This is a genomic window from Mycobacterium dioxanotrophicus (assembly GCF_002157835.1).
In the GTDB taxonomy this organism is placed as follows: Bacteria; Actinomycetota; Actinomycetes; order Mycobacteriales; family Mycobacteriaceae; genus Mycobacterium; species Mycobacterium dioxanotrophicus.
This window is the reverse complement of record NZ_CP020809.1, coordinates 5,654,650-5,669,488: the sequence shown is the minus strand read 5'-3', so window position 1 is coordinate 5,669,488 and position 14,839 is coordinate 5,654,650. Positions and strand designations below refer to the sequence as shown.

Here is a 14,839-nt window from a genome sequence, read left to right as displayed (position 1 = left end):
ACCTCAGAGCTCGGCCGACAGCCTCGGTTCTGATCGGTAATGGAGATATTCGTCAGCCCTGCGCAGCAAAAGGCCCTCACTCCACTGCGGAATGAGGGCCTTTCGTGTTTGCTGAAGTCAGGCGGTTCGGCGGACGCCGCGCTTCAGCAGGAGTTCGCGCTCCGATTCGCTGAGCCCGCCCCAGATGCCGTAGGGCTCGGCGACGGCCAGCGCATGCGAGCGGCACTGCGTGATCACGGGGCAACTGCGGCACATCTCCTTGGCGCGCAACTCGCGCTGGGCGCGGGCCCGTCCGCGTTCCCCGTCGGGATGGAAGAACACCGAGGAGTCGACGCCCCGGCAAAGTCCCTGCATCTGCCAATCCCAGATGTCCGCATTGGGTCCGGGTAGCTGCTGCGGCTGTGGCATGGAGGAAGCCCCTCTCTGCGCGCCCATTCCGATTACGTGAGCGTGCGTGAGTTGGTGGTACCGAACTGAGCACATGTCGCCGATGACTACTCGTGCACACAAACTAGGGGCGCTCATTAATTCGCGTCAATAGCCTGAGCGTGTGCTCAATGACATATCCGCAGGTCGAGAATTTACATCACGTTCATCATTGCGATGTGTCCGTCGCGGGAACCGTGTTACGGCCTAGCGGATCTGATCATGTTTCCGCTGTTCGGACCGGCTTCGGCAACACTCGGCATTGATGGTCGCGGCCGAACAGTTGACGTCTTATTAACGTCGCGGGCACCAATTGTTAACGAATGCGGATTTGGCAATATCTTTTATCCGTACCTGCCGGTATCAGGTTCCCGTGGACCCGGCATTTGCGCGACGTTGATAGCGTCGCAAACCGATGAGCACCACCACTGAGGCAGCAACCGTGCTGGCGAACGCCGCGTTCGGAGACGACCCGGGCCGCTGGCCACTGCCGAGCGCGGCGACACCGCGGGACCGATGGCTGCGCGCCGTGGCCGCGGGCGGTCAGGGGCGCTACGCCTGCGCTCTGGCCGAGCTGTCGGTGATCGAGCGCAGTGTGGCCTCCGGACCGTTGCTGTCGCTGGCCCTCAGCACCCGCGCATCGTTCCTGCGCCAGCTCGGCGGTCACAACGGCGCCCGCGGTGCCGACGGCCGGGCCTGGGCGCACAGTGGGGGAGAGGATGCCGCCGACCCAGAGGCTCCGGCCGACGCCTTGGTCGGCCTGGCCGCCGATGCGCTCGGAGTCGGCCGGTTCACGTTGTCGGCTCGGCTGCTGGAGCGGGCCGATTCGGTGGTCTGCGCGCCCGGGGGGCGCCTGGCGGTTCGCCGGGCATGGGTCAGTGCGGAGCTGGCGATGATGCGCGGTGACGGGGCCACGGCGGTCGCCCATGCCGAACGCGGCGTCGCGGCCGCGTCCGGATACCCGTCGGCACGCCACGCGGTGAAGTCCGATGTGGTGTTGGCGGCCGCGCTGTGTAGTGCCGGTCAGCCGGATCGGGCCCGCGTCGTCGCCGACGCCGCGCTGGCGGCCACCGAGAAGCTCGGCCTCGTCCCACTGCGGTGGGCGCTAGCCTGTCTGCTGGCCGACATCGGCAGTGCGGCCCACTCAGCCGCGCAAGTCGGCACGATCCGCGACGTCAGCGCCGATACAGTGCGTCGCAGAGGCGGGGTCTGGTCCGGCGACTGATCCGGTCGCCCCGCGCCGATCGTTATTGTTTAGCTCAACCAAGCGCCTGCGAGTGTCGGTGCCAAGTAACGCTGGAGATACCGCCCACGATGACAAGTTCGGGAGACCGTCTCGACGCTGTCGTTGCTGAGGCTGTGGCCGGCGATCGGAATGCGCTTCAGGAAGTCCTGGAGATCATCCGGCCGATCATCGTTCGCTACGTCCGGGCGCGGGTCGGCACGACCGAGCGAAGTGGTCTTTCAGCGGATGACGTTGCGCAGGAGGTGTGCTTGGCCGCCATTACGGCGCTGCCGCGCTACAAGGATCAGGGACGACCGTTCCTGGCCTTCGTGTATGGCATCGCCGCGCACAAAGTTGCTGACGCGCATCGCGCGGCGGCCCGGAATCGGGCTGAACCGACCGATGTGGTGCCGGAGCGCTACTCGCTGGACGTGGGCCCCGAACAGTCCGCCCTCGATGCCGAGTCCTCGGCGCGGATGGCCAAGCTGCTGTCGGTGCTGCCGGAGAAACAGCGCGAAATCCTCATCCTGCGGGTGGTCGTCGGCATGAGCGCCGAGGAGACCGCCGAGGCTGTCGGCAGCACCCCCGGCGCGGTTCGCGTGGCCCAGCACCGGGCGCTGAACCGGCTGAAGTCCGAAGTCATGGCGACGGGACGTGACTATGCCTGACTTCGGCCGCTGGACGTCCAATGGTGGCGATCCCTCACTCAACGAGATCAACCGCACCGACCGGTTCATCGAGTCGCTCTCGCTGGGCCGCCAGGTGTACGCAACCGACCCGGCCGAGGCCGAACTGGCCCAGTTGCTCGCGGGGTGGCGCGACGAGGCGCGGCGTCCCACTTCCGGTGTGGTGACGACGCGTGACGCGATCGCTGCCCTCGACCGTGGGACCAAGGGCAGGCGGCCACGGCTGCCCCTGGCGTTGGTGGGCTCGGTGGCGGCCGCGGTGCTGTGCCTGGGTGGGTTCGGCGCGGCCGTCTACGGCGCCGGGCCCGGGGACGCCCTGTACGGCATGCGCACCACGCTGTTCGGCGAACGGCCCACCCGTGACGTCAAGGTGGAGCTGGCCTCCGCGGAACTCGCGCAGGTCCAGCAGCTCATCGACCAGGGGCAGTGGCAGGCGGCGCAGGAGAAGCTGAGCACGGTCACCACCACGGTGGCGACCGTCAACGACACCCAGAGCAAGCAGCAGCTGGTCGATCAGCTGCAGCAGTTGTCGGTCAAGGTCGAGAACCGCGACCCGAACGCGACGGTGCCGCCGAACGCGCCGCCGATCGTGCTGCCGGAGGTGCCTGCGACGCAGAGCAGCCCGTCGAGCGCCACGAGCGGGTCCGACACCTCGTCCTCGACGAGTACGCCGTCGACCTCGGCTCCGTCGACCTCGGCGCCGACGAGCACCAGCCCGTCGCCGTCGGAGAGCACGTCGCCGTCCGACACACCAGGCTCGCCGTCGTCGTCCCCGGCATCGGGGTCGCCCGCTCCCTCGGCGTCGACCGAGACCTCGCCGTCAGCCGCGCCGTCGTCGCCGAACGCGTCGACCAGTACCGCGGCGCCGTCGTCGCCCGGTCCGCGCGCGGAGGTGACGCCGTCCTCGGAGGTGTCCACGGTGCCGTCGTCTGTGGTGCCGTCACCGACACACACCCAGACCACGACCATGCCGACCGTCAGTGTTCCCCCGGCGGCCGAGCCGACGGTGACCGTCCCGGCACGTGGCGGGTCGACCGGTGGTGGTGACGGGGCCGGGCAGCACGGTGAAGACGCGCCGCAGCAGCAACAGGGTGCCGGCACGCCACCAGGGCGCGCGGCGGTACCTCAGCTGCCGGTGACGACGGTCATCGAGATTCCGGGATTACCCGGGCTGGGACTGGGCGGCGGCGGTCAGCGGTAGCCGTCGGTTTCCGACGTGGCTTCGTTGAGCGAGGCGTCGGCGTATCCGCGGCAGTAGTCCCAGGTCACGTAGGCGTCGGGCTCGGGATCATAGGCCGGCTCATGCGGGCGGACGGTGCCGTCGACGAGCAGCTGCAGCAGGTTGGCGCGCAGCATGTCCCAGTCGTGGTAGTGGTCCTGCTGGCATTCGTCGCACGACACCACGAGGCCGCGGATACCTTTGTGCGCCAGCAATGCCTCGTACACCGCCAGGTCTGCGAGGTCGGCCTCGACGGCGGTGCGCTCCTGCGGGTCCAGAGGCTGGCCCGGCTCGATGGCATCAAGTGCTGCCGACGGGTCAGACGGGTCGTCGGCGAAGGGATCGGGTGGCAAACCAGGTGGTAGGTGGTCACGCACGAGATCCACACTACGCAGCAGCACAGGTATCGCGCCAGCCGCGCAAGGTGCTGCGACGTGCGACGCGGCGACCGGGCAGCCGATGCACATCGCGACCCGGCCACCATTGCGGCGGTGGCGCCGAGCCCGCCTGGCGAGCCGATAGGATTAGGGGTAAAGCTCTGCGACCGCCTGTTATCTGGAGGCCCGCCCATGTCGATCGCTGAAAGCAGCGTTCCCATTGCCGTACCGGTGCCGACCGGCGGCGACGATCCCACCAAGATCGCCATGCTCGGCCTGACGTTCGATGACGTGCTGCTGCTGCCGGCCGCCTCGGACGTGGTGCCCGCTGCTGCGGACACCTCCAGTCAGGTGACCCGCAAGATCCGGCTCAAGGTGCCGTTGGTCAGCTCGGCCATGGACACGGTCACCGAGTCGCGGATGGCCATCGCGATGGCCCGCGCCGGCGGCATGGGCGTCCTGCACCGCAACCTGCCCGTCGCCGAGCAGGCCGGGCAGGTGGAGACCGTGAAGCGGTCCGAGGCCGGCATGGTGACCGACCCCGTCACCTGCTCGCCGGACAACACCCTCGCCGAGGTCGACGCGATGTGCGCGCGGTTCCGGATCTCGGGTTTGCCGGTGGTCGACTCCGACGGCGCCCTCGTCGGCATCATCACCAACCGCGACATGCGGTTCGAGGTCGACCAGAACAAGCCGGTCTCCGAGGTGATGACCAAGGCGCCGCTGATCACCGCCCGCGAGGGGGTCTCCGCGGAGGCCGCCCTCGGGCTGCTGCGCAGGCACAAGATCGAGAAGCTGCCCATCGTCGACGGGCACGGCAAGCTCACCGGGCTGATCACGGTCAAGGACTTCGTCAAGACCGAGCAGTTCCCGCTGGCCACCAAGGACAGCGACGGCCGGCTGCTGGTCGGCGCGGCCGTCGGGGTCGGCGACGACGCCTGGACCCGGGCCATGACGCTCGTCGAGGCCGGTGTGGATGTGCTGATCGTCGACACCGCCCACGCGCACAACCGGGGTGTGCTGGACATGGTGTACCGGCTCAAGACCGCGGTCGGAGACCGCGTCGAGGTGGTCGGCGGCAACGTCGCCACCCGGGCCGCCGCGGCCGCTCTGGCGGAGGCCGGCGCCGACGCGGTGAAGGTCGGTGTCGGACCGGGCTCGATCTGCACCACCCGGGTGGTGGCCGGGGTGGGCGCCCCGCAGATCACCGCGATCCTGGAGGCCGTCGCGGCATGCAAGCCGTTCGGAATTCCCGTGATCGCCGACGGTGGCCTGCAGTACTCCGGTGACATCGCCAAGGCCCTGGCCGCCGGTGCGTCGACGGCCATGCTGGGCTCGCTGCTGGCCGGCACCGCCGAGTCCCCGGGCGACTTGATCTTCGTCAACGGCAAGCAGTTCAAGAGCTACCGCGGCATGGGCTCGCTGGGAGCCATGCAGGGCCGGGGTGCGGCCAAGAGCTACTCCAAGGACCGCTACTTCCAGGACGACGTGCTCTCCGAGGACAAGCTGGTGCCCGAGGGCATCGAGGGCCGGGTACCGTTCCGCGGGCCGCTCTCGACCGTCATCCATCAACTCACCGGCGGTCTGCGGGCGGCCATGGGCTACACCGGGTCGGCGACCATCGAGCAACTGCAGCAGGCACAGTTCGTGCAGATCACTGCCGCGGGGCTCAAGGAAAGCCACCCGCACGACATCACCATGACCGTCGAAGCACCGAACTACTACACCCGCTGACGGGCGCTCGCGCGCCGAATCACACGCACAAGAGAGGCTCGTCATGCGTGACATGGTCGAAATCGGCATGGGCAGAACCGCCCGCCGAACCTATGAACTCGACGACATCAACATCGTGCCGTCCCGGCGCACCCGGTCGTCGAAAGACGTGTCGACGGCCTGGCAGCTCGACGCCTACCGGTTCGAGATCCCCGTGGTGGCCCACCCCACCGATGCGCTGGTGTCGGTGGAGTTCGCCATCGAGCTCGGGCGCCTGGGCGGGCTCGGAGTGCTCAACGGTGAGGGCCTGATCGGCAGGCACGCCGACGTCGAGGAGAAGATCGCCCAGGTCATCGAGGCGGCTGCGAAAGAGCCCGAGCCCTCGGCAGCCATCCGGCTGCTGCAGCAGCTGCACGCCGCACCGCTGGACCCGGAGCTGCTGGGTCAGTCGGTGGCCCGCATCCGGGAAGCCGGGGTGACGACGGCGGTGCGGGTCAGCCCGCAGAACGCCCAGGCGCTGACGCCGGCCCTGGTGGCAGCCGGTATCGATCTGCTGGTCATCCAGGGCACCATCATCTCCGCCGAGCGGGTCGCTCAGGACGGCGAGCCGCTCAACCTCAAGAAGTTCATCTCCGAGCTCGACGTGCCGGTGGTGGCCGGCGGCGTGCTGGACCACCGCACCGCCCTGCACCTGATGCGTACCGGCGCGGCAGGCGTCATCGTCGGCTACGGCTCGACGCGCGGCGTCACCACGAGCGACGAGGTGCTCGGTATCAGCGTGCCGATGGCTACGGCGATCGCCGATGCCGCCGCCGCCCGCCGCGAATACCTCGACGAGACCGGTGGCCGTTACGTGCACGTGCTGGCCGACGGTGACATCCACACCTCGGGCGACCTGGCCAAGGCGATCGCCTGCGGCGCCGACGCCGTGGTGCTGGGCACTCCGCTGTCCTCGGCGGCCGAAGCGCTCGGCGGAGGCTGGTTCTGGCCGTCCGCAGCTGCGCACCCGTCGCTGCCGCGCGGCGCCCTGCTTCAGATCGCGATGGGGGAGCGGCCGTCGCTGGACACCGTGCTCAACGGGCCGTCCGACGATCCGTTCGGCTCCTTGAACCTCGTCGGCGGTCTGCGCCGGGCCATGGCCAAGGCCGGGTACTGCGACCTCAAGGAGTTCCAGAAGGTCGGCTTGACCGTCGGGTCCTGATTCTGCCGCGGCCACACGGCTCGTCTTTACAAGTTAGGCCCTCCTGTCTAGCTAGTTACCTATCGGTAGGTACATACTGTTCGGATGAAGCCTGACTACGACGTCTTGGTCATCGGTTCTGGGTTCGGCGGCAGCGTCAGTGCGCTGCGGCTGACCGAAAAGGGTTACCGCGTCGGTGTACTGGAGGCCGGCAGGCGGTTCAGCGACGCCGACTTTGCCAAGACCTCGTGGGACCTGCGTAAGTTCCTGTGGGCGCCGCAACTCGGCATGTACGGCATCCAGCGCATCCACCTGCTGCGCAACGTGATGATCCTGGCCGGCGCCGGGGTGGGCGGCGGATCGCTCAACTACGCCAACACGCTCTACGTGCCGCCTGCGCCGTTCTTCAACGACCCGCAGTGGAAGGACATCACCGACTGGCGTGCCGAGCTCATGCCGCACTACGAGCAGGCGCAGCGCATGCTCGGCGTGGTGAAGAACCCGACCTTCACCGACGCCGACCGCATCGTCAAAGAGGTCGCCGACGACATGGGCTGCGGGGACACCTTCGTCTCCACACCGGTCGGGGTGTTCTTCGGCCTCGACGGCGAGAAGACCCCGGGCAAGACAGTGCCCGATCCATTCTTCGGCGGTGCCGGGCCGGCCCGCACCGGCTGCCTGGAATGCGGCGAATGTATGACGGGCTGTCGCCACGGCGCCAAGAACACGTTGGTCAAGAACTACCTCGGCCTCGCGGAATCGGCTGGCGCGCGGGTGCATCCGATGACGACGGTCACCGGGTTCGAGCAGCGCGGTGACGGTCTGTGGGAGGTCACCACGGTCAAGACGGGCAGCAAGCTGCGCCGGGACCGCAAGACCTTCACCGCCACCCACCTGATTCTGGCGGCGGGCACGTACAACACGCAGAAGCTGCTGTTCAAGATGCGCGACACCGGCAAGCTACGCAAGCTGTCCGATCGCCTCGGCGTGTTGACCCGCACCAACTCCGAATCGATCGTCGGGGCCCAAACCCTCACGGTGTCACCGGACCTGGACCTCACCCACGGCGTGGCCATCACGTCGTCGGTGCACCCCACGGCCGACACCCATGTCGAACCCGTGCGCTACGGCAAGGGCTCCAACGCGATGGGCCTGTTGCAGACGCTGATGACCGATGGCACGGGCCCCGGCGGCACCGACGTGCCGCGCTGGCGGCAGTTCCTCGACCAGAGCCGTGAGCGTCCGGCGTTGCTCATCCGGCTGCTGAACCCGGCACGCTGGAGTGAGCGGACGGTCATCGCCCTGGTGATGCAGCATCTGGACAACTCGATCACCACCTTCACCAAGCGCGGCCCGGGCGGCCGTCGGGTGTTGACGTCCAAACAAGGCCACGGCGAACCGAACCCGACGTGGATCCCGGTGGGCAACGAGTTCACCCGGCGGATGGCGGAGAAGGTCGGCGGCATCGCGGGCGGCACCTGGGGCGAGCTGTTCAACATTCCGTTGACGGCGCACTTCCTCGGCGGCGCGGCGATCGGTGTGGACGCCGAACACGGTGTGATCGATCCGTATCAGCGGGTGTACAACTACCCGACGCTCCACGTCGCCGACGGTGCCGCCATCTCAGCGAATCTCGGTGTGAATCCGTCGCTTTCGATCACCGCGCAGGCCGAGCGGGCGGCGTCGCTGTGGCCCAACAAGGGGCAGGAAGACACCCGGCCGGCCCAGGGTGAGCCTTACCAGCGACTCGATCCGATCGCACCGGCGCATCCCGTGGTGCCCGCCGAGGCCCCGGGTGCATTGCGGCGGTTGCCGATCGAGCCGGTCAACACGGGCGGGTAGCGCCGGGCGCCGAACCCGATGCTTACCCGGCGGCTAGGAAAACCTGTCCCATCGTCAGGTGGAACCTGGTAGCGCCGGCGATTACGTGAGCAGGGCGTGGTCACGACCATTGAGTCATGACCACGTACCCAGCCGATACGGCGTCGATTCCGCAACATCGGGCCGACGGCGCCGCGACGGCGGGCAGTCGCGCAAGCAAGCCGCGGGTCCGCGACGTGGCAGGTATCCGCCTGGCCCACAACCTCGACTCGTTCACGCGCGACGAGATCGACGCCGCACAACAGCACAATCTGCGTGCCACCCTGGCAGCCGCGCGCCAGTCCATCAACGTGTGGCGGCGTTTCCCCGGACTCGAGGCAGTCGAGACGGTCGATGACCTCGCGGCGCTGCCTCTCCTCTCCGCCGCCGACCTCGCCGCGGGTTGCCCACCGCATTCGGCCGACCTCCTCTTCGACCACAGCCCCGGGCTCGTGCTGCGATCGAGCGGAACGGCCAGCCGACCGAAAATTCTCTACCACTCATGGGATTTCACCGACCGGGTCCAGCATCTGGGCGCGCGCGGCGTGCGGGCTGCGTTGGCCACGGCGCCGAACCGGGTGGCGAACTGCCTGTTCCCCGGGGACCTCAACGGTGCGTTCCTGTTCGTCCAGGACATCGCGCGCTCGCTGCCGGCCCTGTCCTTCGCGATGGGCGAGTACACCGCGCCCGCCGACGCCGCAGCAATCATCGACGCCCATGGGATCGACACACTGGTGGCGTCGCCTGCGTACGGAGCGGAGCTGCTGTCCGGGCATCGGCTGCCGCTGCGGAACTTCCTGTTCATCGGTGAATCGCTGGGAGCCGAACGGGAGCGTGTCCTGCGCTCTGCCGCACCGGATCTCGTCGTGCGCTCGCTGGCTTATTCGACGTCGGAGACCGGCCCCGTGGGGTACCAGTGCCGCCACCAGTCGGGCGCGGTGCACCACCTGCACGAGGACGCGAACGTGTTGGAGGTCGTCGACGAGACCGGTCGGCCGGTGCGTGCCGGAGCACCCGGCGAGCTCGTCGTCACACCGTTGACGACGTCCGGGATGGCGCTCTTCCGTTATCGGCTCGGCGACAGGGGCCAGCTGATGACCGGCCGATGCGCATGCGGGAGCGCCGCCCGGTCGGTCCTGCTCCTCGGCCGCATGCCGTCCTCGATGACCGTCGACACCATCACGTTCTCCAGTGACCATCTCGTGGCGGCGCTCGCCACATTGGGTGTGTCGAGCTCCACCGATTGCCAACTTCAGGTGCTGTGGGATGGCCACAAATACCGGGTGCGGCTGCTGTTGTCGCGGGCCGCACCGGAAGGCATCACGACTGATGCGGCGCGGACGGCTCTGCACGGCGCCCACGAGATCCACGAGGTGATCGTGAGCCCCCGGTGCCTCGATTTCGAGGTGCAGCGCGCGGACATCGACCAGTTCGCACGCTCACAGCGCGGGAAGGTGCCGGTCCTCTACCAGGCCGGTATTTGACGAAAGCCTTTGGCGCCCGGGACCTCCGGAGCGCTCCGAGAAGACATCGCCGTGAAGAGGAGATCAAGTTATGAGAGACATGGCAGGCCTGGCAGTGGCCAGGCAGGAAGCCGATCAAGACACTCTTGAGACGTTGCGCGCCGACCTCGATCGGATCGACGCGGAGTTCCTCAGGGCACTCGGCGCGCGTGTCGCGGTGTGCCGCAACATCGCCCAGTACAAGCGCGAGCACGGCGTGCCGATGATGCAACCACACCGCATCGGCGTGGTGCAGCAGCGGGCCGCGCGCTTCGCCGAGGCCAACGGTCTGGATCAGGCATTCATGAAGCAGCTCTACGACCTGATCATCGGGGAGACCTGCCGTATCGAGGATCTGATCATCGGCGCGGGCATCGACGGGAGCGCTGCCTGATGCGCGTCCTCCTCGTCGACAACTACGACTCATTCACCTACAACCTCTACCAGCTGATCGGTGAGGTGAGCGGGCAGCCGCCGACCGTCGTCCGCAACGACACACCCTGGGCAGACCTCCGATTCGACGAATTCGATGCCGCCGTGATCTCGCCGGGCCCCGGCCGGCCCGAACGAGACCGAGACTTCGGTGTGAGCGCCCGCGTGATCCTCGACAGCGGTCTGCCTGTGCTCGGCGTCTGCCTCGGCCACCAAGGCCTCTGCCACCTCTTCGGCGGTCAGGTCGTCAACGCACCCGAACCGATGCACGGGCGCATCTCGGACGTTCGACACACGGGCGTCGGCCTCTTCGCGGGCATACCTTCGCCGTTCGAGGTGGTGCGCTACCACTCGCTGGCGGTCGCATCGCTTCCCGACGAGCTCGAGGAACTGGCGTGGACCGAGGACGGCGTCGTGATGGGTGTGCGCCACCGTCGGCTTCCCCTGTGGGGCTTGCAGTTTCATCCCGAGTCGATCAGCAGCAGCTACGGCCACGAATTGTTGGCCAATTTCTTCGCCCTCGCCGCGGACCACTCGGCGTCCGCGCAGAGACAGGCCGGCGAGCTGGACGAACCTCGCTACGACCTGCACGTGCGGCACCTCGATGTCCACCCCGAGGCGCTCGCGGCCTACAGCTCCTTGTTCTCCGGAGGCAACCACGGCTTCTGGCTCGACAGCAGCTCTGTGATCGACGGGTTGTCGCGCTTCTCGTTCATGGGCAACGGCGACGGTCCGCTCGCCGAGCATGTGACCTACCGCGTCGCCGACCGCGAGGTCGCCGTCCGGCGGGCAGACGGTTCCACCGAGCGGGTGCACCAACAGTTCTTCGATTACCTGGACGAGCAGCTGCGCGCCCGGGAGGTGCCTGCACCCGATGGCCTGCCCTTCGAGTTCAACCTCGGTTACGTCGGTTATCTGGGTTACGAACTGAAGGCCGAGACCGGGGGCGCCGCGGCGCACGAGTCCGATACTCCCGACGCCGCCCTGCTCTTCGCCGACCGGGCTCTGGTCCTGGACCATGCCACCCAGAGCAGTTATCTTCTGGCGCTGTCGGTTTCGGGTGACACCGCCGACACCGAGGCCTGGCTCGCGACGACGGCGCAGGCTCTGCGCACGCTTCCCACCGCTCCCACCGATCCGGCCCCGACGCGCACGCTGTCGGGCCCGGCCATGACCGATCCAGGCATCGGGATGAACGTCGAGCTCCGGCATGACCGGGCCGCATATCTCAAGCGGATCGACGAGTGCTTCGACGAGATCAACGCCGGTGAGTCCTACGAGATCTGCATGACCAACATGGTCACCGTCCACACGCAGGTCGACGTGCTGCCCACCTTCGCCCACCTCCGCCGCGTGAGCCCCGTCCCGTTCGGGGCCCTGCTCGACTTCGGCGACGTGGCCGTGCTCAGCGCGTCCCCCGAGCGGTTCCTCTCGATCGACCTACACGGCGCCGTCGAGGCGAAGCCGATCAAGGGCACCCGGCCCAGGGGCGCCGACGCCGCCGAGGACCAGGCCCTGGTGCAGGAGCTGCGTGGCAATCCGAAGGACCGCGCCGAGAACCTCATGATCGTGGACCTGCTTCGCAACGACCTCAACACGGTCTGCTCGGTGGGATCGGTCCACGTGCCCAAGCTGTTCGACGTCGAGACCTACGCGGCGGTACACCAGCTCGTCTCCACGATCCGCGGCACGCTCGCCCCAGGTCGGTCCGCAGTCGACTGCGTCCGTGCCGCGTTCCCCGGCGGGTCGATGACGGGCGCGCCCAAGGTCCGGACGATGGAGATCATCGACCGGCTCGAGCAGGGCCCCCGCGGTGTGTATTCCGGTGCACTCGGCTGGTTTTCGCTCTCGGGTGCAAGCGATCTGTCCATCGTGATCCGAACCCTCGTCGTCGACTCCGGGCGGGTGAGTTTCGGGGTCGGTGGCGCCATCGTCGCCCTCTCCGATCCGGCCGGGGAGTTCGACGAGACCGTCGTCAAGTCGAGGGCGATGATGACCGCCCTCGCCGCGACCGGCCGGCAGGAGGGCCCGCAATGAGCGGCGCACCGGCCATCGGGCGCATCGTCGTCGCCGGCGGCTCGGGAGCAGTGGGATCGCTCTTCGCCGAGCGTCTCCACCACTCGGGCAACGACGTGATCATCGTCGACCACACCGTCCCGGCACCTACCCAAAATGTCGCTCGCTTCGTGCGAGGCGACATCAGCGATCCGGGCGCGGAGGTGGCCGACGTCGTCCGAACCGCCGATGTTGTCCTGCTGGCGGTTCCCGAACCGGTGGCATTGGTCGCCATCGGTCGGCTGGTCGGAGCGCTGCGGCCGGACGCCCTCATCGTCGACACCCTGTCGGTGAAGTCCACGGTGGTCCCTGCCCTGCACGCCGTCACCACGATCGCCGGACAGGCGGAGGCGCTGAGCCTCAATCCGATGTTCGCCCCGGCCCTTGGCTTCGCCGGCCATCCGGTGGCCTCGGTGGTCGTCCGTGACGGCCGGCGTGGGCGCGCGCTGGCCGACCTGATGGAGCACTGGGGCGCCCGTGTCGTGAACGTGACCGCCGACGAACATGACCGGTTGGCGGCCGCCGCCCAGGCCCTCACCCACGCCGCCGTGATCGGATTCGGCGCTGCCCTGGCCGAATTGGATGTCGACATCACCGATCTCGACTGGATCGCACCACCGCCGCACACCGCGCTGCTGTCACTGCTGGCGCGCATCGCCTCGGGTGCACCGGAGGTGTATTGGGACGTCCAGGCGGCCAACCCCTACGCCCCGGCGGCGCGCCGTGCGCTGGCGCGCGGGGTGTCGCAGTTGGCGGATGTCGTCGAGAGCGACGACGCGCACGCGTTCGGCGATCTGCTCGATCGTCTCTGCGGGGTGCTCGGCCCCCTGCGGGGTGTCTACCGCGAGCGCAGCGCCAGAGCGCTGCGCGCCATCACCACCGACCTCACGAAGGAGACAGTCACATGACCGAACTCATGGAACGCCAATCTAATTGGGTGGCATCGCGGGTCAGCAAGACCTCGGACTCGCTCGATCGGGCCTTCGCGGAAGGTCTGACCGGGCATGTCATCACTGCGCGGGACGGCAAGCGGGTCCAGCTCGAAGACGGCGGCGAGGCCGTGGAATTCGTCTCGTGCTCCTACCTCGGTCTGGAGTCGCACCCCGACCTGATCGCGGCGGCGACCGAGGCGATGGGCCGGTTCGGCCTTCACTTCTCCACCTCGCGCAACCGAGGCCGGCCGCCATATCTCCGCGAACTGGAGGAGCTGCTGTCCGTCATGTACGGCGGCGCGCAGGCGGCGGCCTTCACCTCGGTCGGCACCGTTCATCTGGGCCTGCTGCCGCTGCTCGGCGCAGGCGCCCTGCCCAGCTATCCCGTGGCCGACGCGGGCGCCGCGTTCCTCGTCGAGAAGACAGCGCACGCCTCCATCCAGGTGATCCGCGGTGTGCTCGAACAGATCGGCCCGACGCGGCGCTTCGACATGACCGATCCCACAGCACTTGCTGCCGCAGTCCGCGAGGTCGCGGCCACCGGCCGGACGCCGATCGTGCTGGTCGACGGCGTCGGGTCGATGGGCGGTCTGATCGACGTGGCATCGATGCTGGCCATCCTCGAGCCGTTCGGTGGCCACCTGTATGTCGACGACGCCCATGGGGTCTCGATCGAGGGCTCGCTCGGCGCGGGTTACGCGTTCGAGGCGCTCGGCGGCGTGCTCCCGGAAAATGTCGTGCTCGCCGGCTCGCTGTCGAAGGCCTTCGGTGGCGCCGGGGGTTTCGCGGTCGTGCCCAGTCACGAGGACATGCTGGTGCTGCGAAAGTTCGCCAACCCGTTGGTGTTCGGGCATTCGATCATGCTGCCCATGCTGGCCGCGAACGTCGCCGCTGCCCGGCTGCACGTCGATGGTCAGGTAGCGGAGCTGCAAAAGCGGCTGTGGCGCAACGCCGCCGAGTTCGACCGGCTGACGGGGGAGACCCTGGTCAACGCCGGGCTGCACTCGCCGGTCCGCGGCGCGCTGTTCGACACCGAGGACGCGGCGTTCGCCGCCGCCCGCCGGTTGAAGCAGGCCGGCGTGCTGGTCCTGCCCGCTTTCTATCCCACGGTCGCTCGCGGAACCGGGCTGATGCGCTTCGCGGTGTCCGCCCTGCACCAACAGCGGGACCTCGAGGCGGCCGCCGGCGCGCTCGGCTTCTGAACAACCATCCCCAATCCCACCTGACGACAA

Annotated in this window: 13 protein-coding genes; 11 read left to right on the top strand and 2 right to left on the bottom strand. The window is 68.4% G+C overall.

The window, feature by feature from the left end:
* Nucleotides 1-117: 117 nt before the first annotated feature.
* Nucleotides 118-408, bottom strand: coding sequence for a WhiB family transcriptional regulator (locus BTO20_RS27570; RefSeq protein ID WP_029367677.1), 291 nt, complete (start codon nt 406-408; stop codon nt 118-120).
* Nucleotides 409-841: 433 nt separating this feature from the next.
* Between BTO20_RS27570 and BTO20_RS27565 the strand changes: the two genes are divergently transcribed.
* The 3 genes from BTO20_RS27565 to BTO20_RS27555 all read left to right on the top strand — a co-directional run bounded on the left by BTO20_RS27565 (nt 842) and on the right by BTO20_RS27555 (nt 3,538).
* On the top strand, nt 842-1,651 hold the full coding sequence (locus BTO20_RS27565) for a hypothetical protein (RefSeq protein WP_087079145.1): 810 nt from the start codon (nt 842-844) through the stop codon (nt 1,649-1,651).
* Nucleotides 1,652-1,740: 89 nt separating this feature from the next.
* The gene (locus BTO20_RS27560; protein ID WP_087079144.1) at nt 1,741-2,319 is read left to right on the top strand and encodes a sigma-70 family RNA polymerase sigma factor; all 579 of its coding nucleotides are present in this window, start codon (nt 1,741-1,743) and stop codon (nt 2,317-2,319) included.
* Nucleotides 2,312-3,538 carry an anti-sigma-D factor RsdA gene (locus tag BTO20_RS27555; protein ID WP_087079143.1) on the top strand — a complete coding sequence of 409 codons (1,227 nt, stop codon included), beginning with the start codon at nt 2,312-2,314 and terminating at the stop codon, nt 3,536-3,538. Before BTO20_RS27560 ends, BTO20_RS27555 begins: the two co-directional genes overlap by 8 nt.
* On the opposite strand, the gene BTO20_RS27550 is transcribed toward BTO20_RS27555, so the two are convergent.
* Nucleotides 3,529-3,933, bottom strand: a complete 405-nt coding sequence (locus BTO20_RS27550; protein ID WP_087082781.1) for a DUF5319 domain-containing protein — start codon at nt 3,931-3,933, stop codon at nt 3,529-3,531. The two genes, BTO20_RS27555 and BTO20_RS27550, sit on opposite strands and share 10 nt — an antisense overlap.
* 192 nt (nt 3,934-4,125) lie before the next feature.
* Here BTO20_RS27550 and guaB point away from each other — a divergent pair, with 192 nt between their 5' ends.
* From guaB to BTO20_RS27510, 8 genes are all read left to right on the top strand, one after another.
* Entirely contained in the window at nt 4,126-5,667 is a 1,542-nt protein-coding gene (gene guaB / locus BTO20_RS27545; RefSeq protein WP_083164697.1) for an IMP dehydrogenase, read from the top strand.
* A gap of 52 nt (nt 5,668-5,719) precedes the next feature.
* Nucleotides 5,720-6,847 (top strand): GuaB3 family IMP dehydrogenase-related protein, encoded by a 1,128-nt coding sequence (locus BTO20_RS27540; RefSeq protein WP_198344578.1) that lies wholly within the window; start codon nt 5,720-5,722, stop codon nt 6,845-6,847.
* Between the two features lie 84 nt (nt 6,848-6,931).
* Complete coding sequence (locus BTO20_RS27535) at nt 6,932-8,668, top strand: GMC oxidoreductase (RefSeq protein WP_087079141.1); 1,737 nt, start codon at nt 6,932-6,934, stop codon at nt 8,666-8,668.
* Between the two features lie 116 nt (nt 8,669-8,784).
* Entirely contained in the window at nt 8,785-10,170 is a 1,386-nt protein-coding gene (locus BTO20_RS27530) for a phenylacetate--CoA ligase family protein (protein ID WP_087079140.1), read from the top strand.
* 70 nt (nt 10,171-10,240) lie between these two features.
* A complete protein-coding gene (locus BTO20_RS27525; RefSeq protein WP_232490873.1) occupies nt 10,241-10,582 on the top strand; it encodes a chorismate mutase family protein in 342 nt (113 codons plus the stop codon).
* Nucleotides 10,582-12,657 carry an aminodeoxychorismate synthase component I gene (gene pabB, locus BTO20_RS27520; RefSeq protein WP_087079138.1) on the top strand — a complete coding sequence of 692 codons (2,076 nt, stop codon included), beginning with the start codon at nt 10,582-10,584 and terminating at the stop codon, nt 12,655-12,657. Before BTO20_RS27525 ends, pabB begins: the two co-directional genes overlap by 1 nt.
* On the top strand, nt 12,654-13,583 hold the full coding sequence (locus BTO20_RS27515; RefSeq protein ID WP_087079137.1) for a prephenate dehydrogenase/arogenate dehydrogenase family protein: 930 nt from the start codon (nt 12,654-12,656) through the stop codon (nt 13,581-13,583). The genes pabB and BTO20_RS27515 overlap by 4 nt, the downstream gene beginning before the upstream one ends.
* A complete protein-coding gene (locus BTO20_RS27510; RefSeq protein WP_087079136.1) occupies nt 13,580-14,809 on the top strand; it encodes an aminotransferase class I/II-fold pyridoxal phosphate-dependent enzyme in 1,230 nt (409 codons plus the stop codon). Before BTO20_RS27515 ends, BTO20_RS27510 begins: the two co-directional genes overlap by 4 nt.
* The last annotated feature ends 30 nt before the right edge of the window (nt 14,810-14,839 follow it).

Excerpts from the sequence above, each read along its gene's own strand:
- BTO20_RS27570 (WP_029367677.1), bottom strand. The coding sequence starts at position 408 with ATGCCACAGCCGCAGCAGCTACCCGGACCCAATGCGGACATCTGGGAT.
- BTO20_RS27565 (WP_087079145.1), top strand. The coding sequence starts at position 842 with ATGAGCACCACCACTGAGGCAGCAACCGTGCTGGCGAACGCCGCGTTC.
- BTO20_RS27560 (WP_087079144.1), top strand. The coding sequence starts at position 1,741 with ATGACAAGTTCGGGAGACCGTCTCGACGCTGTCGTTGCTGAGGCTGTG.
- BTO20_RS27555 (WP_087079143.1), top strand. The coding sequence starts at position 2,312 with ATGCCTGACTTCGGCCGCTGGACGTCCAATGGTGGCGATCCCTCACTC.
- guaB (WP_083164697.1), top strand. The coding sequence starts at position 4,126 with ATGTCGATCGCTGAAAGCAGCGTTCCCATTGCCGTACCGGTGCCGACC.
- BTO20_RS27540 (WP_198344578.1), top strand. The coding sequence starts at position 5,720 with ATGGTCGAAATCGGCATGGGCAGAACCGCCCGCCGAACCTATGAACTC.
- BTO20_RS27535 (WP_087079141.1), top strand. The coding sequence starts at position 6,932 with ATGAAGCCTGACTACGACGTCTTGGTCATCGGTTCTGGGTTCGGCGGC.
- BTO20_RS27530 (WP_087079140.1), top strand. The coding sequence starts at position 8,785 with ATGACCACGTACCCAGCCGATACGGCGTCGATTCCGCAACATCGGGCC.
- BTO20_RS27525 (WP_232490873.1), top strand. The coding sequence starts at position 10,241 with ATGAGAGACATGGCAGGCCTGGCAGTGGCCAGGCAGGAAGCCGATCAA.
- pabB (WP_087079138.1), top strand. The coding sequence starts at position 10,582 with ATGCGCGTCCTCCTCGTCGACAACTACGACTCATTCACCTACAACCTC.
- BTO20_RS27515 (WP_087079137.1), top strand. The coding sequence starts at position 12,654 with ATGAGCGGCGCACCGGCCATCGGGCGCATCGTCGTCGCCGGCGGCTCG.
- BTO20_RS27510 (WP_087079136.1), top strand. The coding sequence starts at position 13,580 with ATGACCGAACTCATGGAACGCCAATCTAATTGGGTGGCATCGCGGGTC.